Genomic DNA, 15,099 nt, shown 5'->3' with positions numbered 1-15,099 from the left:
GACCTAGTCGACACCGAAGAATCAAAAAAAACTTTCCAGAAGGGGTTGTATCCGCCGCTGAGGTTTGCGAGTCTCTACGTGGCGATCGGGACGGCCCGCAACATCGGCCTCCACTGATCACCAGAACCCCTCTTCAATTCACAGGACCCACGCCAGGGAACCTGGCGGTCGGCCCTTCACTTGTTGAGGGATTCGTGAAAGCGTTCACATTCACAAGCATCCCTGCACGTAATATCAAGGAGAGGTAGCAGCCATGGACTGGCGTCACAACGCCGTTTGCCGCGAGGAAGACCCCGAGCTCTTCTTCCCCATCGGCAACACCGGTCCTGCGCTGCTGCAGATCGAGGAAGCCAAGGCCGTCTGCCGTCGCTGCCCGGTGATCGAGCAGTGTCTGCAGTGGGCGCTCGAGTCCGGCCAGGACTCCGGCGTCTGGGGTGGTCTCAGCGAGGACGAGCGTCGCGCCATGAAGCGCCGCGCCGCCCGCAACCGGGCCCGTCAGGCCTCCGCCTGACAACCCACCCCTGCTGACAGCCTGAGCTTGGCGGCGCGTACAGCGAGTACGCATCTCCCGCCCCCGAGCCGCAGCGCGCAGTTCCCCCGATGCGCTTAGCAAAGCAGCAACGAGCTTTAAGCCCTGGGCCACCAAGTGGCCCAGGGCTCAATGCTTTTCAGGACGCTGTCGGGCCTGATCCAGCCGGGCGTTGGCTACTTCCGTGCCGGAACCGGGATGTCCAGGATCACACGCGTGCCGCGCTCGGGAGCCGGGACCATGTCGAAGGTTCCCCCCAACTCGCCCTCCACCAGAGTCCGTACGATCTGGAGGCCGAGGTTGCCCGCGGTCTGCGGATCGAAGCCTTCCGGCAGGCCGACGCCGTCGTCCTGGACGGTGACCAGCAGGCGGGCCTCTTTCGTCGTACCGCCGCGGACCGCCGCGACCTCGACCGTGCCGGTGTCGCCCTCGCGGAAGCCGTGCTCCAGCGCGTTCTGAAGAACCTCGGTCAGCACCATCGACAGCGGGGTGGCGACCTCGGCGTCGAGGATGCCGAAGCGGCCGGTGCGCCGGCCCGTGACCTTGCCCGGGGAGATTTCCGCGACCATGGCCAGGACACGGTCGGCGATGTCGTCGAACTCCACGCGCTCGTCCAGGTTCTGGGAGAGCGTCTCGTGCACGATCGCAATCGATCCGACGCGTCGCACCGCCTCCTCCAAAGCCTCACGGCCGCGGTCGGATTCGATGCGCCGTGCCTGGAGGCGGAGCAGGGCCGCCACCGTCTGGAGGTTGTTCTTGACGCGGTGGTGGATCTCCCGGATCGTCGCGTCCTTGGTGATCAACTCGCGTTCGCGGCGGCGGAGTTCGGTGACGTCACGGAGCAGGACCAGCGAGCCGATGCGGGTGCCCTTGGGCTTGAGGGGGATCGCGCGGAACTGGATGACCCCGTCGCTGGCCTCGATCTCGAACTCGCGTGGCGCCCAGCCGCTGGCGACCTTGGCGAGCGCTTCGTCCACCGGGCCCCGGGTCGGGGCGAGTTCGGCGGTGGTCTTGCCCAGGTGCTGGCCGACGAGGTCGGAGGCGAGGCCGAGGCGGTGGTAGGCGGACAGCGCGTTCGGGGAGGCGTACTGGACGATGCCGTCGGCGTCGAGCCGGATCAGGCCGTCGCCCACCCGGGGTGAGGCATCCATGTCGAGCTGCTGGTTCGCGAACGGGAAGGCGCCGGCCGCGATCATCTGCGCGAGGTCGGAGGCGCTCTGGAGGTACGTGAGCTCCAGGCGGCTCGGGGTACGCACGGTGAGGAGATTGGTGTTGCGCGCGATGACACCGAGGACGCGCCCCTCCCGCCGTACGGGGATCGACTCGACCCGGACGGGGACCTCTTCGCGCCACTCGGGATCCCCCTCGCGCACGATGCGGCCCTCGTCGTGGGCGGCGTCCAGCATCGGGCGGCGGCCACGTGGGACGAGGTGGCCCACCATGTCGTCCTGGTAGGACGTCGGACCGGTGTTGGGCCGCATCTGCGCGACGGACACGTACCGCGTGCCGTCACTGGTGGGGACCCACAGCACCAGATCGGCGAAGGAGAGGTCGGAGAGCAGCTGCCACTCCGAGACCAGCAGGTGGAGCCACTCGAGATCGGTGTCGTCGAGGGCGGTGTGCTGGCGTACGAGTTCGTTCATGGAGGGCACGTGAGCGAGCGTACCCGGGGGTTTGTACGGCTCTGAAATGTACGGGCCCCGACAGATACGGGCTCCTGGAACACCCGCGGGCCGCGGCGCCTGGGAGGGACCCTCAACCCTCCCGGCACCGCAGCCCGGAGCAGTATCGGCCGTGGGGTGTGCGGTCCCGGTCGGCCGAAGGACGAGGAGCCGGGGCAGTCAGGGCAGAGAGCCTCGGTTCCTCTGTCCGCCTTCCTGTGCGGGGAAGGCGGAGGCTGGTGCGCGCTTTTCCACACGCGCTCTCGTCACGCATTGTGGACTAGACCACTTGTGGGTGTCCATGCGTTGAAGGCTGTTCGTTGTTGTTATTTTCTCCGACTGGCCGGACGCACCGGCGTCCTCCAGGCAGCCTAACCCGTGTGGGTTCCTGTGCGGGGCCAGATGGACATGGCAATTTCCGCGACTGCCTCCAGTTCCTCCCGGCTCGCCCCGTCCCGCGACTGTTGTGACATGCCCTGGATCATCGCTCCGGTGTGGCGGGCCAGGGCGGCGACGTCGGTGTCCGGAGGCAGCACGCCGGCGGCGACATCGGCTCTGATGCGGCTCTCGAACGCGGCGATGTTGGCGTTGCGGCGGTCCCGCAGCGACTGTTCGACCTCGGGGGTCGAGCAGTTCGCGGCGGCGTGGACGACGAGGCAGCCGTGCGGGTGGCCGGGCTCCGTGTACGCGGTGGCGGCCTCGCGCAGCATGCGTTCCACGGCGGCCCGGGCGGTGGGCTCCTCGGCGAGGGCCAGGTCGGTGAACGAGCCGTACCTCGTGCCGTAGACCTGCACGACCTCCTCGAAGAGGGACCGCTTGTCGCCGAAGGCCGCGTAGAGGCTGGGGGTGCCGATGTCCATCACGCGGGTCAGATCGGAGACGGACGTGGCCTCGTAGCCGTGCTCCCAGAAGGCCAGGAGCGCCCTCTCCAATGCCGTCTCGCGGTCGAAGGAGCGGGGGCGGCCGCGGGGCCTTCCCTTGGCCTTGCCCGTCGTGGTTCCGGGCCTCTCGGCCTTCGCGGTTCCGGGCCTCTCGACCCTCGCGGTCCCGTCGTCGTTCACCATGGAGTTCATTTTATAGCGGGCACTAGAGAAATGTCTGCGGAGTGCGGTACGGTCGTTTCTGTAGCGACCACTAGGAAAATACGAAAGGGGCGCCGCCATGGGCGTGCTCACAGGCAGGACGGCACTCGTCACGGGGGCGAGCAGGGGCATCGGGCGAGGGATCGCCGAGCGGCTGGGGCGCGACGGCGCGCGGGTCGGGGTGCACTACGGCAGGAACGAGACGGCGGCGAAAGAGACGGTCGCGGCGATCGAGGCGGCGGGCGGCTCGGCGTTCGCGGTGGGCGTGGAGCTGGGCGTACCGGGAGATGCCGAGGCGCTGTGGGCGGAGTTCGACCGGCACGCGGACGGGCTGGACATCCTGGTGAACAACGCGGGGATCGGCAACACACGGCCGATCCAGGAGCTGGACGAGCAGGAGTACGACAAGGTCTTCGCGGTGAACGTGAAGGCGCCGTTCTTCATCCTCAAGCAGGGCATGAGCCGGCTGCGGGACGGCGGCCGGGTCGTCAACATCTCGTCGGGGCTGGCCCGGACCGCGGTGATGCCGGACAACATGGCGTACGCAATGACGAAGGGCGCGCTGGACGTCCTCTCACGGGACCTGTCCAAGGTGCTGGGCCCTCGGGGCATCACAGTGAACTCGGTGGCGCCGGGGATCATCGACACCGACAACACGGCCCGGCTGCTGCGGGGCACTGCCGACGGCTGGGCGAAGGCCGCGGCGATATCGGCACTGGGCGGGGTGGGCGAGCCGGCCGAAGTCGCCGACGTGGTGGCGTTCCTGGTCTCGGACGGGGGGCGGTGGATCACGGGGAGCTGGGTGGATGTGACGGGGGGTTCGCTCACATAGAGGCCGTCGGCACGCAGCCGGGGCCCCGCCCTGGCCATCGGCGACCTCCGTCATCACGCCCTGTTCCCAGGCCCCTTCCCGGTCGTCAGCGAGTCTCCGTCACCTTCGCCAGCGCCCGAGGCGCGTCCGGGTCCTGGCCTCGGGCGATGGTGACCTCGTAGGCCAGGAGCTGGAGGGGGATGATCTCCAGGACGGGCTGGACCTCCTCGGCCACGTCGTCCGTCGGCAGGACGAAGCCGGCGGAAGCCTGCTCGACCTGATGCCTGGGGCCGATGACGACCAGGTCGGCACGGCGGCCGCGCAGCCGGTCGAGGACGGGCTGGAGCGCTTCGCCGCCCTTACCGTCGGTGACCACGGCGATGACCGGGGAGACGTTGTCGACCATGGCGAGCGGCCCGTGCAGCAGGTCGGCGCCGGAGTACGCGAGGGCGGGGATGTAGCTGGTCTCCATCAGCTTGAGGGCGGCCTCCTTGGCCGTGGGATAGCCGTAGCCGCGTGAGGTGATCACCATGCGCTCGGCGAAGCGGTAGCGGGCTGCGAGGGTGCGCACCTCGTCCTGTCGGGCGAGCAGTTGCCCGGCGAGGTCCGGGAGCACGTGCGCGGGCGCCCCGTCGCCGCCGCGCAGGCCCTCGACGAACAGGTAGAGCGCGAGAAGGGAGGCGGTGTACGTCTTGGTCGCGGGGAGGGCCTTCTCCGGTCCGGCCATGATGTCGATGTGGTACTCGGAGACGCCTGCGAGCGATGAGTCCGGGTTGTTGGTGACGGCGAGCGTGATCGCGCCGGCCTCGCGGGCGGCCCGGGTCGAGGCGACCAGGTCCGGGGAGCCGCCGGACTGGCTGACGGTGACGACGAGGACGTCCGTGAGGTCGGGCCGGGCGCCGTAGGCCGTGGTCGTGGACATCGAGGTGAGTCCGCAGGGCAGGCCGAGCCGGATCTCCAGGAGGTACTTGGCGTAGAGGGCGGCGTTGTCGGAGGTGCCGCGGGCGGTCAGCAGGACGAAGCGGGGAGCGCGGGTGGCGATCTGCCGTGCCACGTCCCGGATGGCGGGGGCGCCGTCGGCCAGGATCCGGCGCAGGACGGCGGGCTGCTCCGCCATCTCCCGGGCCATGATCCGGCCCGGGCGCTCGCTGAGGGTGTCCGGTGCGGCGGCGGTCATGGCGGGGTTCCTCCCGGGGCGGGGGCAGATGCAGCTCCCATTCCACTCCCCCGCACCGCGGAACGCCCACGCGGGACCGGCGCTGTTCACCTACCGGAGACCTGGCCGGCACCGGGCGGCTGCCCCTGCGGGACCGGCGGCATTCGCCCTGGGAGCGGCGCCCCCGCTCTGTTAGATTGGTCTAAACCACATGGCCCCTCCCGGGTCCAGTCCCAGTTGAGCATCCCTCTTCAGATCGGCAGGCCCAGCGTGGAAGTTGTCATCGTTCCGGACGCCAAGGCGGGCGGCGAGCTCATCGCCGAGGCCATGGCTCAGCTGCTCCGGCGCCGGCCCGGTGCCCTGCTCGGCGTGGCGACCGGCTCGACGCCGCTGCCCGTGTACGAGGCGCTGGCGGCCAAGGTGCGCTCCGGTGCCGTGGACGTGACACGGGCGCGGATAGCCCAGCTCGACGAGTACGTGGGGCTGCCCGCCGACCATCCGGAGTCGTACCGCTCGGTGCTGCGGCGTGAGGTGCTGGAGCCGCTCGGGATCGGGATGGACCAGTTCATGGGGCCGGACGGCTCGGCCAAGGACGTGCAGGGGGCGTGCGAGGCGTACGACAAGGCGCTCGCGGACGCCGGGGGGGTGGACCTTCAGCTTCTCGGGATCGGGACCGACGGGCACATAGGGTTCAACGAGCCGTGCTCGTCGCTGGCGTCGCGGACGCGGATCAAGACGCTGACCGAGCAGACCCGGGTCGACAACGCGCGCTTCTTCGACGGTGATATCGACCAGGTGCCGCACCACGTGATCACGCAGGGCATCGGCACCATCCTGGAGGCCCGGCACCTGGTGCTGCTCGCCACCGGCGAGGGCAAGGCCGACGCGGTCGCGGCGACGGTGGAGGGACCGGTCGCCGCGGTGTGCCCCGCGTCCGCGCTCCAGCTCCACCCGCATGCGACCGTCGTGGTCGACGAGGCCGCCGCGTCGAAGCTGAAGCTGGCCGACTACTTCCGGCACACCTACGCCAACAAGCCGGAGTGGCAAGGGATCTAGGTGTGCTGTTCGGTGAGGTTGGTGACGCGGGGCCTGGCAGGCGCATCTGCGGCGCCGACGAGATGCCGCCGATTCCCTGCGCCCTGATCCGAACGACAGGGCCCTAGCTGCCGAGCGTCCCCACCTCGATGGCCTCGTCGTCGGTCGGCTCGTCCTCTGCTCGCAGGCCGGCCACCCACAGTGGCATGACCCAGTGAACGACGAGGACGGCGATGAGGAGGGGGGCGGCGTAGGCCTTCGGGGCATCGCCGTCGACACCGCCCGTGATCAGCAGGGCGACTGCCGCCGCGGCCAGGAGCAGGGTGTCATGCGGTGGGCCCGGGCCAGCACGCGGCTGCGTTCGGCCGACTGCCGCTCGTCCAGTAGATGTTCGCGCAGCTCCAGCAGACCCCGGGTGGCGCCGTTGATGAGCCCGGTCGCGACCATCCAGGGCAGTAGCAGCACCGCCGTCGCGGCGACGGGCCACAGCGGCTCGTCCTTGGCGAGGAGGAAGTGGCTCATCAGAGCGCCGATGGCCACGGTGAGGGTGATGTGCGCGGCGACGGCCAGGCGTCGGCGTGCCGCGGTGGCGTACCAGGCCTGGCCCCGGCGGTCGTTCATGAGCCGCAGCATGCTCCGGTCGTAGCGGGTCAGGTGTGTCGTCGTCATGGCTGGTTCCTCCCGTAGACCTCGTCCGTGAGCGGCCGGAACGGTTCGAGGGAGAACAGGGCCTCGACCGGCAGATTGAAGAACTTCGAGATCTTCAGTGCCAGATCGAGGCTCGGGTTGTACTGCCCTCGCTCGATGTAGCCGATGGTCTGGTAGTGGGCTCCCACCGCCTCGGCCAGGCTCTGGCGCGACACCTTCCGTTCGGCACGCGCCATGGCCAGCCTGTTGTATACCCGCTCACTCATGTATAAGAAGTACTACATCCCGAGGTGACCTTACAACCCGGCGATCACCTCGGCCGCCGCCCGGCCGCAGACGCGGGCCGCGCCGTGGGTGGCGATGTGCAGGGCGCCGCGGGGCGCGGCCTGGGGGACGCCCATTTCGACCACGATGGTGTCGGGGCGGGCGGCCAGCAGTGTGTCGAGGGCCGAGGCCATCCAGGGGTGGCGGTGTTCGTCGCGGACGACGGCGACGATGCGGCGCGGACCGGCTGCCTCCAGGGCCGCGCGTCCGGTGCTCTCACCGGCGCCGGCACCGCTCTCCTTGCCGTCCTGCGACCTGCCGTCCTCCGCCGAGTAGCTGCCCGTCACCGTGCCCGGCAGGAGGTGGACGAGTTCGGCGGCGATGCCCCAGGGAGTCTCGTCGCCCACCGCGATGTTGGCGACGGGGGTGAGGGCGGCGACGTAGGGCGGTTCGGCGAGGGGCTTGAAGGTCTCCGGGCTTCCCAGGCCCGGTGCGACGGTGACCGTGAGGGCGCGGCGGGCGGCGTGCAGGCCGATCTCGCTGCCGCGGGTCCCCTCGGCGGCGCGGCCGGGCGTGCTCGCCCAGCGGGCCAGCGCCCGGACCCGGTCCGCGGCCTCGGCCAGGCGTTCCTCCGGCAGTTCGCCCGTGCGTACCGCCGCGACCAGAGCGTCCCGTAGGCGCCGTACGGTCGCGTCGTCGGCCAGGCCGCCGCCCACGCAGATCGCGTCGGCACCGGCGGTGACGGCGAGGACGCTGCCGCGTTCGATGCCGTAGGTGCCCGCGATGGCCCGCATCTCCATGCCGTCGGTGACGATGAGGCCGTCGTAGCCGAGTTCGCCGCGCAGCAGGCCGGTCAGGATGCGGCGGGAGAGGGTGGCCGGGCGGTCGGGGTCCAGGGCCGGGACCAGGATGTGGGCGCTCATCACGGCCCGGCTGCCGGCGGCGATGGCCGCGCGGAACGGCGTCAGTTCGCGGTCGCTCAGCACGTCGGCGGGGACGTCGATGCGGGGGAGGGCGTGGTGCGAGTCGACGGCCGTGTCGCCATGGCCGGGGAAGTGCTTGGTGCAGGCGGCGACTCCGGCGGACTGGAGGCCCGTCACATAGGCGGCGGTGTGCCGGGCGGCCAGGTCGGTGTCGGCGCCGAAGGAGCGGACACCGATCACCGGGTTGCGCGGATCGGAGTTGACGTCGGCGGACGGGGCCCAGTTGAGGCTCACGCCGCAGGCCGCGAGACGGCGGCCCAGTTCGTGGGCGACCTCTCGGGTCAGCTCCACGTCGTCCACCGCGCCGAGGGCGTGGTTGCCGGGGAAGGAGGAGCCGGTCCGCACCTCCAGGCGCGTCACATCACCGCCTTCCTCGTCGATCGCGACCAGGACGTCGTCGCGCTCGGCCCGCAGTTGCGCGGTGAGCTCTGCCAGTTGGCCGGGCGAGGCGATGTTGCGTCCGAACAGTCCGACGGAGGCGAGGCCCTCGCCGAGCCGGCGCAGCAGCCAGTCGGGGGCGGAGGTGCCGGTGAAGCCGGGCTGGAGAACGGTCAGGGCGTCACGGGTGAGCGTGTCGGTACCGTCGGCGAGTGTCGTCATCGGGTGGGGTCATCCCTTCACGGCGCCCGCGGTCAGGCCCGCGGCCATCTTGCGCTGGACGAGGAGGAAGAGGGCGACGATCGGCACGGCCATCATCGTGGCGCCGGCCATCATCGGGGCGTATTCAGTGCCGTGCTTGGTGGTGAAGTTGCCGAGCCACACGGTCGCCGTCTGGTTTCTCTGGCTGAGCAGCATCAGGGCGTACAGGTACTCGTTCCAGGCCTGGATGAAGCCGTAGACCGAGGTGGCGACCATGCCGGGGGCCAGGAGCGGGAAGACCACCCGGAGGAAGGCACTCGTGCGGGAGCAGCCGTCGACCATGGCCGCCTCCTCCAGTTCCCTCGGGATGTTGACGATGAAGCCCCTCAGCGTCCACACGGTGAACGGGAGGATGAAGGTCAGGTACGTGATGATGAGGCCGGTCAGCCGGTCGTACTGGCCCAGGTCGTTGAGCAGCAGGAAAACCGGGATGATCATGGCGACCAGCGGGACCGTCTGGACGGCGAGGATGCCCACGATCACGATCTTGCGGCCGCGGAAGGCGAAGCGCGAGATGGCGAGCGCGGCCAGCAGCCCCACGGCCAGGCCGATGACGACCACCGCCAGCGACACCACCATGCTGCGGCCCACCGGGCCCCAGAAGTCGGCGATGTCCAGCGCCCGGCCGAAGTTGGCGAAGGTGACGCCGGTCGGCAGCAGGCTCGGGTCCGGGTCGATGGCGTCCTCGGCGGGTTTGAACGCCGTGTTGAGCATCCAGTAGAGCGGAAAGCCCGCGGTGACGAGGACCAGGAGGCCGAGGACGTTCCACCAGAGCTTCGGCGCCCGGCGGCCGGTCAGCGTGCTGCTCATTCGACCTCTCCGATCTTCAGCATCTGCCGCATGTAGACGGCGACCACGCCGAGCAGCAGCAGGACGGTGATCAGCGCGATGGCCGAGCCCTGGGCGTAGTCGTTGACCACGAACGCCCGGTCGTAGGAGTAGGTGTTGAGGACCTGGAACTCCGGCTCGGGGTGACCGTTCCGCATGACGAACACCTGGGGGAAGACACCCATGTCCCAGATGACCGACAGGGTCGTGAGCATCACGATGATCGGCTTCAGGACGGGCAGGGTGACATGGCGGAAGACGCCCCAGGAGCCGGCGCCGTCCAGGCGAGCCGCCTCCTCCAGCTCCTTCGGCACCTGGGTGAGACCCGCGCTGAGCGTGATGACCACGAACGGCACGGCTCCCCACACCACCAGCAGCATGACCACGGCCAGGCCCTCGGGCCCGCTCGCGAACCAGTTGTGGCCGATCATCTCGACGCCGGGCAGCTTGCTGAGCAGCGCGTTGAAGACCCCGTAGTCCGAGTCGAAGAGCCACTTGAAGACCGTGGTCGCCACGAGCACGGGCATGCCCCAGCTCGCCACCAGCACGATGTTGATGAGCACCTTCAGCCAGCCGGAGACCCGCTGGAGCAGCAGGGCGATCGCCATGCCGACGACCATCGTGAAGACGACGGCCCCGGCCGCGAAGACGATCGTGCGGACCACGACGGTCCAGAACTCGCCGTCGCCCAGCACCTCCGCGAAGTTGTCGAACCCGACCGACTCGGCCGGCTGGAAGCCCCACAGCTGGGACTGTCCGAACTTCTGGAAGGACAGGGTGACCAGTCGGGCCAGCGGATAGCCCATGACCAGGGCCAGGATCAGCAGGCAGGGCGCGAGCAGCAGCCAGGGGACCGCGGCCGGGCTCGACGTCCGTGGCCTACGGGACGTGTCCGCCATGCCCGGTGGCGGCGGTGCCTGCCGCGGTGGCGGCACCTTGGCGGGGGTGGTGGTGTCTGCGGCACTCATCGCGCGCTCCTCGGCGGTCCCTCAGTTCGTACGGAGGGCGGGGCTCCGCCCTTGAAGGAGCCCCGCTCGAAGGTCACTTCGTGTTGATGACCTTGTCGATCGCGGCGTCCGCCTCCTCGGCGGCGGCCTCGACCGACTTCTTGCCGGTGCCGATGCTCTGGAGCATGGTCTGCAGGATCTGCGCCTTCTCGACCTGGCCCCAGCCGGGGGCCATGGGGACGAACCAGTTGGACTCGGCCGCGGTGGCGGGGACCGCCGTCTTCGGGTCGTTCTTCAGCGTCGCGAGGTCGGTCTTGTTGTTGGGCAGGTTGCCCTTGGCCATGAGGCCCTTCTGGCCGGAGGAGCCGGTGAACGCGTTGATCCACTCGGCGGCCAGGGCCTGGGCGTCGGACTTCACCGGGACGGCGAGGTCGGACCCGCCCAGGAAGACGGGCATGTTCTTGCCGGACGGGCCGGGCATCACGAAGTTCTCGAGGTTGCCCTTGAGCTTGCCGGTCTTGTCGTTCTTGGGGTCCTCGGCGGTCGCGCCCTCCCAGGCGGCGCCGAAGATCATGGCGGACTTGCCCTGGCCGTAGACGATGTAGCGGTCGGACTCGTCCTTGGTCTTGTCGCCGTGCATGTACGTGTCGACGACGTTCTTGAACTCCTTCAGGCCCTGGAGGGACTCGGGCGAGGAGAGAGAGGCCTTCCACCGGCCGCCCGACTCGGTGGCGATGGCGCCGCCCGCGTCGTAGACGAACGACATGGCCGCGTACCAGTCGCGGGTCGGCTGGTACCAGGCGCTGAACGTGTCGCCCTGCTCCTTCTGGATCTTGTCCAGGGCGGCGGTGAGTTCCTTGTACGTCTTCGGGGGCGTCTTCACCCCGACCGAGGCCGCCACGTCCCCCCGCCAGTTGGCGACGCGGCCGCCGGCGTAGTACGGGACGCCGTAGGTCTTGCCCTCGTAGGTCACCGAGGCCTTGAGTCCGTCCAGCCAGGCGTCCGAACTGCCGAAGTCGGCGGGGTCCAGCGGGGCGAAGGCGCCCTTGACCATGTAGCCGAGCATCTCGGTGTTGCCCATCTCGACCACGTCGGGGACCTTGTCGGTGGCGAGGACGGCGTCGAGCTTGGCGTTCTTGTCGGGCCAGCCGTAGTACTCGTGGTTGATCTTGAGGCCGGGGTGCTTCTTCTTCACCGCCGCGTCGGCGGCCTTCACCAGATCCGGCCAGTTGTTCTGGGCGTCGACGGTGAGCCAGACGGTCAGCTCCTCGGCGTCCGCGCCCTGGCCCGAACCCCCGCTGCCGCCTTCGCCCCCGCACGCCGCGATGGAGACCATCATGCCCGCGATACCGATCGCGGATATCAGCTTGCGCTTCACGCCACCCTCCTCAGGGATGCCACCGACCCCCTGCTCCCCCCGGTGAACGTGGGGCCAGGCCCTGGACCAATGGTGTAGACCAGTACGGGGAGCTTGGACCAGACCAGAAAGCCTGTCAAGGGTCCGCATTGAGGCTCTGACCAGCCGTTATGCGACCTACATATGCAGGAACCTTTAAGTAAGAACCCGGCGAAAACCCGGCCGGGCACGGCATACTCCAGGTAGACCACTAGGAGTTGTGGACTAGACCAAAAGAAGCGCCGACGGTATACAAGTGGGATCTGTCGGCACAGGAGCCGGGAAGGCGGAGCATGAGCACCGACATCAGCAGTGCGGCGAACGAGAGCGGGGCGCCCGTCCGCACCGCACGCGTGCCCAAGTACTACCGCCTGAAGAAGCACCTGCTCGACATGACCGAGACCCAGGCGCCCGGCACGCCGGTCCCGCCCGAGCGCACCCTGGCGGCGGAGTTCGACACCTCGCGCACGACCGTGCGCCAGGCGCTCCAGGAGCTGGTCGTCGAGGGCCGGCTGGAGCGCATCCAGGGCAAGGGCACGTTCGTCGCCAAGCCGAAGGTCTCGCAGGCACTGCAACTGACCTCCTACACCGAGGACATGCGCGCCCAGGGTCTCGAACCCACCTCGCAGCTGCTGGACATCGGCTACATCACCGCCGACGACCGTCTCGCCGGGCTGCTCGACATCACGACCGGCGGACGGGTGCTGCGCATCGAGCGGCTGCGCATGGCCAACGGCGAGCCGATGGCCATCGAGACCACCCACCTGAGCGCGAAGCGCTTCCCGGCCCTGCGCCGGTCCCTGGTGAAGTACACGTCTCTCTACACCGCGCTCGCCGAGGTCTACGACGTCCATCTCGCGGAGGCCGAGGAGACCATCGAGACCTCGCTGGCCACCCCGCGCGAGGCCGGCCTGCTCGGCACGGACGTCGGCCTGCCGATGCTGATGCTCTCCCGGCACTCGCTGGACCGGGAAGGGCAGCCGGTGGAGTGGGTGCGGTCGGTGTACCGGGGCGACCGGTACAAGTTCGTGGCGCGTCTGAAGCGCCCCCAGGAGTAGCGGACCGGCAGCGGAGTCGTCGATTTCTTTTGGGTACCGCATGACGGACAAGGGGTTCCGTTTTCGCCACACCCTGACCTAGATTGCCTGCGCATTACACAGGTGATCACTTGAGGGGACGGAGCCGCCTGATGTCGCAAGCCCCAGAAGCCGGCAGAGGGACGACGGTGACGCCGATGCGCGTCGTCATCGCCCTCTGCCTCATAGCGCCCTTCGTGGCCATGCTGTGGGTCGGCTCGTACGCCAAGACCGACCCAACCTTCATCGGCATGCCGTTCTTCTACTGGTACCAGATGGCGTGGGTGCTGATCTCCACCGCGCTGACGATGATCGCCTACAAGCTGTGGCAGCGTGACCAGCGCGCCCGCTCTGCCGCGAAGGGCGGTGCGTCGGAGTGAAGGACGGCGTGAACGGCGTCGCACTCGCCGTCTTCATCTTCTTCTTCCTGCTCGTCACGGTCCTGGGCTTCCTGGCCGCGCGGTGGCGCAAGGCCGAGAACGAGCACAGCCTGGACGAATGGGGCCTGGGCGGCCGCTCGTTCGGCACCTGGATCACCTGGTTCCTGCTCGGCGGCGACCTGTACACGGCGTACACCTTCGTGGCCGTACCCGCGGCGATCTACGCGGCGGGCGCGGCCGGTTTCTTCGCGGTGCCGTACACCATCCTGGTCTACCCACTGATCTTCACGTTCCTGCCCCGCCTGTGGTCGGTCTCGCACAAGCACGGGTACGTGACGACGTCCGACTTCGTGCGCGGGCGCTTCGGCTCCAAGGGCCTCTCCCTGGCCGTGGCCCTCACCGGCATCCTCGCCACGATGCCGTACATCGCCCTCCAGCTTGTCGGCATCCAGGCCGTGCTGGACGTGATGGGTGTCGGCGGCGGCGAGAACACCAACTGGTTCATCAAGGACCTGCCGCTGCTGATCGCCTTCGGTGTGCTGGCGGCGTACACGTACTCGTCGGGTCTGCGGGCGCCGGCGCTGATCGCGTTCGTGAAGGACACCCTGATCTACATCGTCATCGCGGTGGCGATCATCTACATCCCGATCAAGCTGGGCGGATTCGACGAGATCTTCGCCAGGGCGGGCGAGGCCTACAGCCAGACCAACCCGGCGACGGGCGCGCCGCGCGGTGCGCTGGTGCCGCCGGAGGCGGGGCAGTGGACGTACGCCACGCTGGCGCTGGGCTCCGCGCTCGCGCTCTTCATGTATCCGCACTCGATCACGGCGACGCTGTCCTCCAAGAGCCGTGAGGTGATCCGCCGCAACACCACGATCCTGCCTCTGTACTCGCTGATGCTGGGCCTGCTCGCGCTGCTCGGCTTCATGGCGATCGCGGCCGGGATCAAGGTGCAGAACGGGCAGCTGGCGATCCCGCAGTTGTTCGAGACCATGTTCCCGGACTGGTTCGCGGGCGTGGCCTTCGCGGCGATCGGCATCGGGGCCCTGGTCCCGGCGGCCATCATGTCCATCGCGGCCGCGAACCTCTTCACCCGCAACATCTACAAGGACTTCATCAAGCCGGACGCCACGCCGGAGCAGGAGACCAAGGTCTCCAAGCTGGTGTCGCTGCTGGTGAAGGTGGGCGCGCTGGCCTTCGTCCTGACCATGGACAAGACGGTCGCCATCAACTTCCAGCTGCTGGGCGGCATCTGGATCCTGCAGACCTTCCCGGCCCTGGTCGGTGGCCTGTTCACCCGCTGGTTCCACCGCTGGGCCCTGCTCGCGGGCTGGGCGGTCGGCATGATCTACGGCACGGTCGCCGCGTACGGCGTCGCCTCCCCGACCCAGAAGCACTTCGGCGGCTCGTCGAAGGAGATCCCGGGCATCGGCGAGATCGGCTACATCGGCCTCACGGCGTTCGTCCTGAACGTCGTCGTCACCGTCGTCCTGACCTTCGTCCTCAGGGCCCTGAAGGCCCCCGACGGCATCGACGAGACCAAGCCGGGGGACTACACGGCGGACGCGGGCGACCCCGGGGTCCAGGTGGAGCTTCCGCCGGCGACGGCGGGCACCTCGCACTGAGTCGCACGTGACGACGGGCCGCCGGTGGAAAACCGGCGG

The 15,099-nt window shown here is 69.2% G+C and carries 15 protein-coding genes; 6 read left to right on the top strand and 9 right to left on the bottom strand.

Annotated elements, in window-relative coordinates; genetic code table 11:
- Window positions 1-253: 253 nt before the first annotated feature.
- Window positions 254-511, top strand: coding sequence for a WhiB family transcriptional regulator (locus V8690_RS28775; RefSeq protein WP_003992873.1), 258 nt, complete (start codon window positions 254-256; stop codon window positions 509-511).
- A gap of 194 nt (window positions 512-705) precedes the next feature.
- Here V8690_RS28775 and V8690_RS28770 read toward each other — a convergent pair whose 3' ends face one another.
- Complete coding sequence (locus V8690_RS28770; protein ID WP_338785494.1) at window positions 706-2,172, bottom strand: PAS domain-containing sensor histidine kinase; 1,467 nt, start codon at window positions 2,170-2,172, stop codon at window positions 706-708.
- A 389-nt stretch (window positions 2,173-2,561) separates the two neighbouring features.
- Window positions 2,562-3,254: a TetR/AcrR family transcriptional regulator gene (locus tag V8690_RS28765; RefSeq protein ID WP_338783011.1), complete on the bottom strand. Its 693-nt coding sequence runs from the start codon at window positions 3,252-3,254 to the stop codon at window positions 2,562-2,564.
- Between the two features lie 97 nt (window positions 3,255-3,351).
- On the opposite strand from V8690_RS28765, the gene V8690_RS28760 reads away from it, so the two are divergent.
- A complete protein-coding gene (locus V8690_RS28760; RefSeq protein ID WP_338783009.1) occupies window positions 3,352-4,104 on the top strand; it encodes an SDR family oxidoreductase in 753 nt (250 codons plus the stop codon).
- Window positions 4,105-4,189: 85 nt separating this feature from the next.
- On the opposite strand, the gene V8690_RS28755 is transcribed toward V8690_RS28760, so the two are convergent.
- Window positions 4,190-5,260, bottom strand: a complete 1,071-nt coding sequence (locus V8690_RS28755) for an SIS domain-containing protein (protein ID WP_338783008.1) — start codon at window positions 5,258-5,260, stop codon at window positions 4,190-4,192.
- A 249-nt stretch (window positions 5,261-5,509) separates the two neighbouring features.
- Between V8690_RS28755 and nagB the strand changes: the two genes are divergently transcribed.
- Window positions 5,510-6,295, top strand: a complete 786-nt coding sequence (nagB, locus tag V8690_RS28750; protein ID WP_338783006.1) for a glucosamine-6-phosphate deaminase — start codon at window positions 5,510-5,512, stop codon at window positions 6,293-6,295.
- Window positions 6,296-6,562: 267 nt separating this feature from the next.
- On the opposite strand, the gene V8690_RS28745 is transcribed toward nagB, so the two are convergent.
- The 6 genes from V8690_RS28745 to V8690_RS28720 form a co-directional block, all read right to left on the bottom strand.
- Complete coding sequence (locus V8690_RS28745; protein WP_338783004.1) at window positions 6,563-6,943, bottom strand: hypothetical protein; 381 nt, start codon at window positions 6,941-6,943, stop codon at window positions 6,563-6,565.
- Window positions 6,940-7,188, bottom strand: a complete 249-nt coding sequence (locus V8690_RS28740) for a helix-turn-helix transcriptional regulator (RefSeq protein ID WP_338783002.1) — start codon at window positions 7,186-7,188, stop codon at window positions 6,940-6,942. Before V8690_RS28740 ends, V8690_RS28745 begins: the two co-directional genes overlap by 4 nt.
- Before the next feature lie 30 nt (window positions 7,189-7,218).
- Window positions 7,219-8,769, bottom strand: a complete 1,551-nt coding sequence (locus tag V8690_RS28735; RefSeq protein ID WP_338783000.1) for a glycoside hydrolase family 3 protein — start codon at window positions 8,767-8,769, stop codon at window positions 7,219-7,221.
- A gap of 9 nt (window positions 8,770-8,778) precedes the next feature.
- On the bottom strand, window positions 8,779-9,618 hold the full coding sequence (locus tag V8690_RS28730; protein WP_338782999.1) for a carbohydrate ABC transporter permease: 840 nt from the start codon (window positions 9,616-9,618) through the stop codon (window positions 8,779-8,781).
- Window positions 9,615-10,604, bottom strand: a complete 990-nt coding sequence (locus V8690_RS28725; protein WP_338782998.1) for a sugar ABC transporter permease — start codon at window positions 10,602-10,604, stop codon at window positions 9,615-9,617. Before V8690_RS28725 ends, V8690_RS28730 begins: the two co-directional genes overlap by 4 nt.
- Before the next feature lie 73 nt (window positions 10,605-10,677).
- Entirely contained in the window at window positions 10,678-11,961 is a 1,284-nt protein-coding gene (locus tag V8690_RS28720) for an extracellular solute-binding protein (RefSeq protein WP_338782996.1), read from the bottom strand.
- A gap of 311 nt (window positions 11,962-12,272) precedes the next feature.
- Between V8690_RS28720 and V8690_RS28715 the strand changes: the two genes are divergently transcribed.
- From V8690_RS28715 to V8690_RS28705, 3 genes are all read left to right on the top strand, one after another.
- Window positions 12,273-13,037 (top strand): GntR family transcriptional regulator, encoded by a 765-nt coding sequence (locus tag V8690_RS28715; RefSeq protein ID WP_338782994.1) that lies wholly within the window; start codon window positions 12,273-12,275, stop codon window positions 13,035-13,037.
- A 131-nt stretch (window positions 13,038-13,168) separates the two neighbouring features.
- The gene (locus V8690_RS28710; protein ID WP_338782992.1) at window positions 13,169-13,435 is read left to right on the top strand and encodes a DUF3311 domain-containing protein; all 267 of its coding nucleotides are present in this window, start codon (window positions 13,169-13,171) and stop codon (window positions 13,433-13,435) included.
- A complete protein-coding gene (locus tag V8690_RS28705) occupies window positions 13,432-15,060 on the top strand; it encodes a sodium:solute symporter family protein (protein ID WP_338782990.1) in 1,629 nt (542 codons plus the stop codon). The genes V8690_RS28710 and V8690_RS28705 overlap by 4 nt, the downstream gene beginning before the upstream one ends.
- Window positions 15,061-15,099 lie beyond the last annotated feature (39 nt).

The organism is Streptomyces sp. DG1A-41 (assembly GCF_037055355.1).
In the GTDB taxonomy this organism is placed as follows: Bacteria; Actinomycetota; Actinomycetes; order Streptomycetales; family Streptomycetaceae; genus Streptomyces.
Note: the sequence above shows the minus strand (reverse complement) of the source record. Positions and strands in the feature narration are given on the sequence as shown.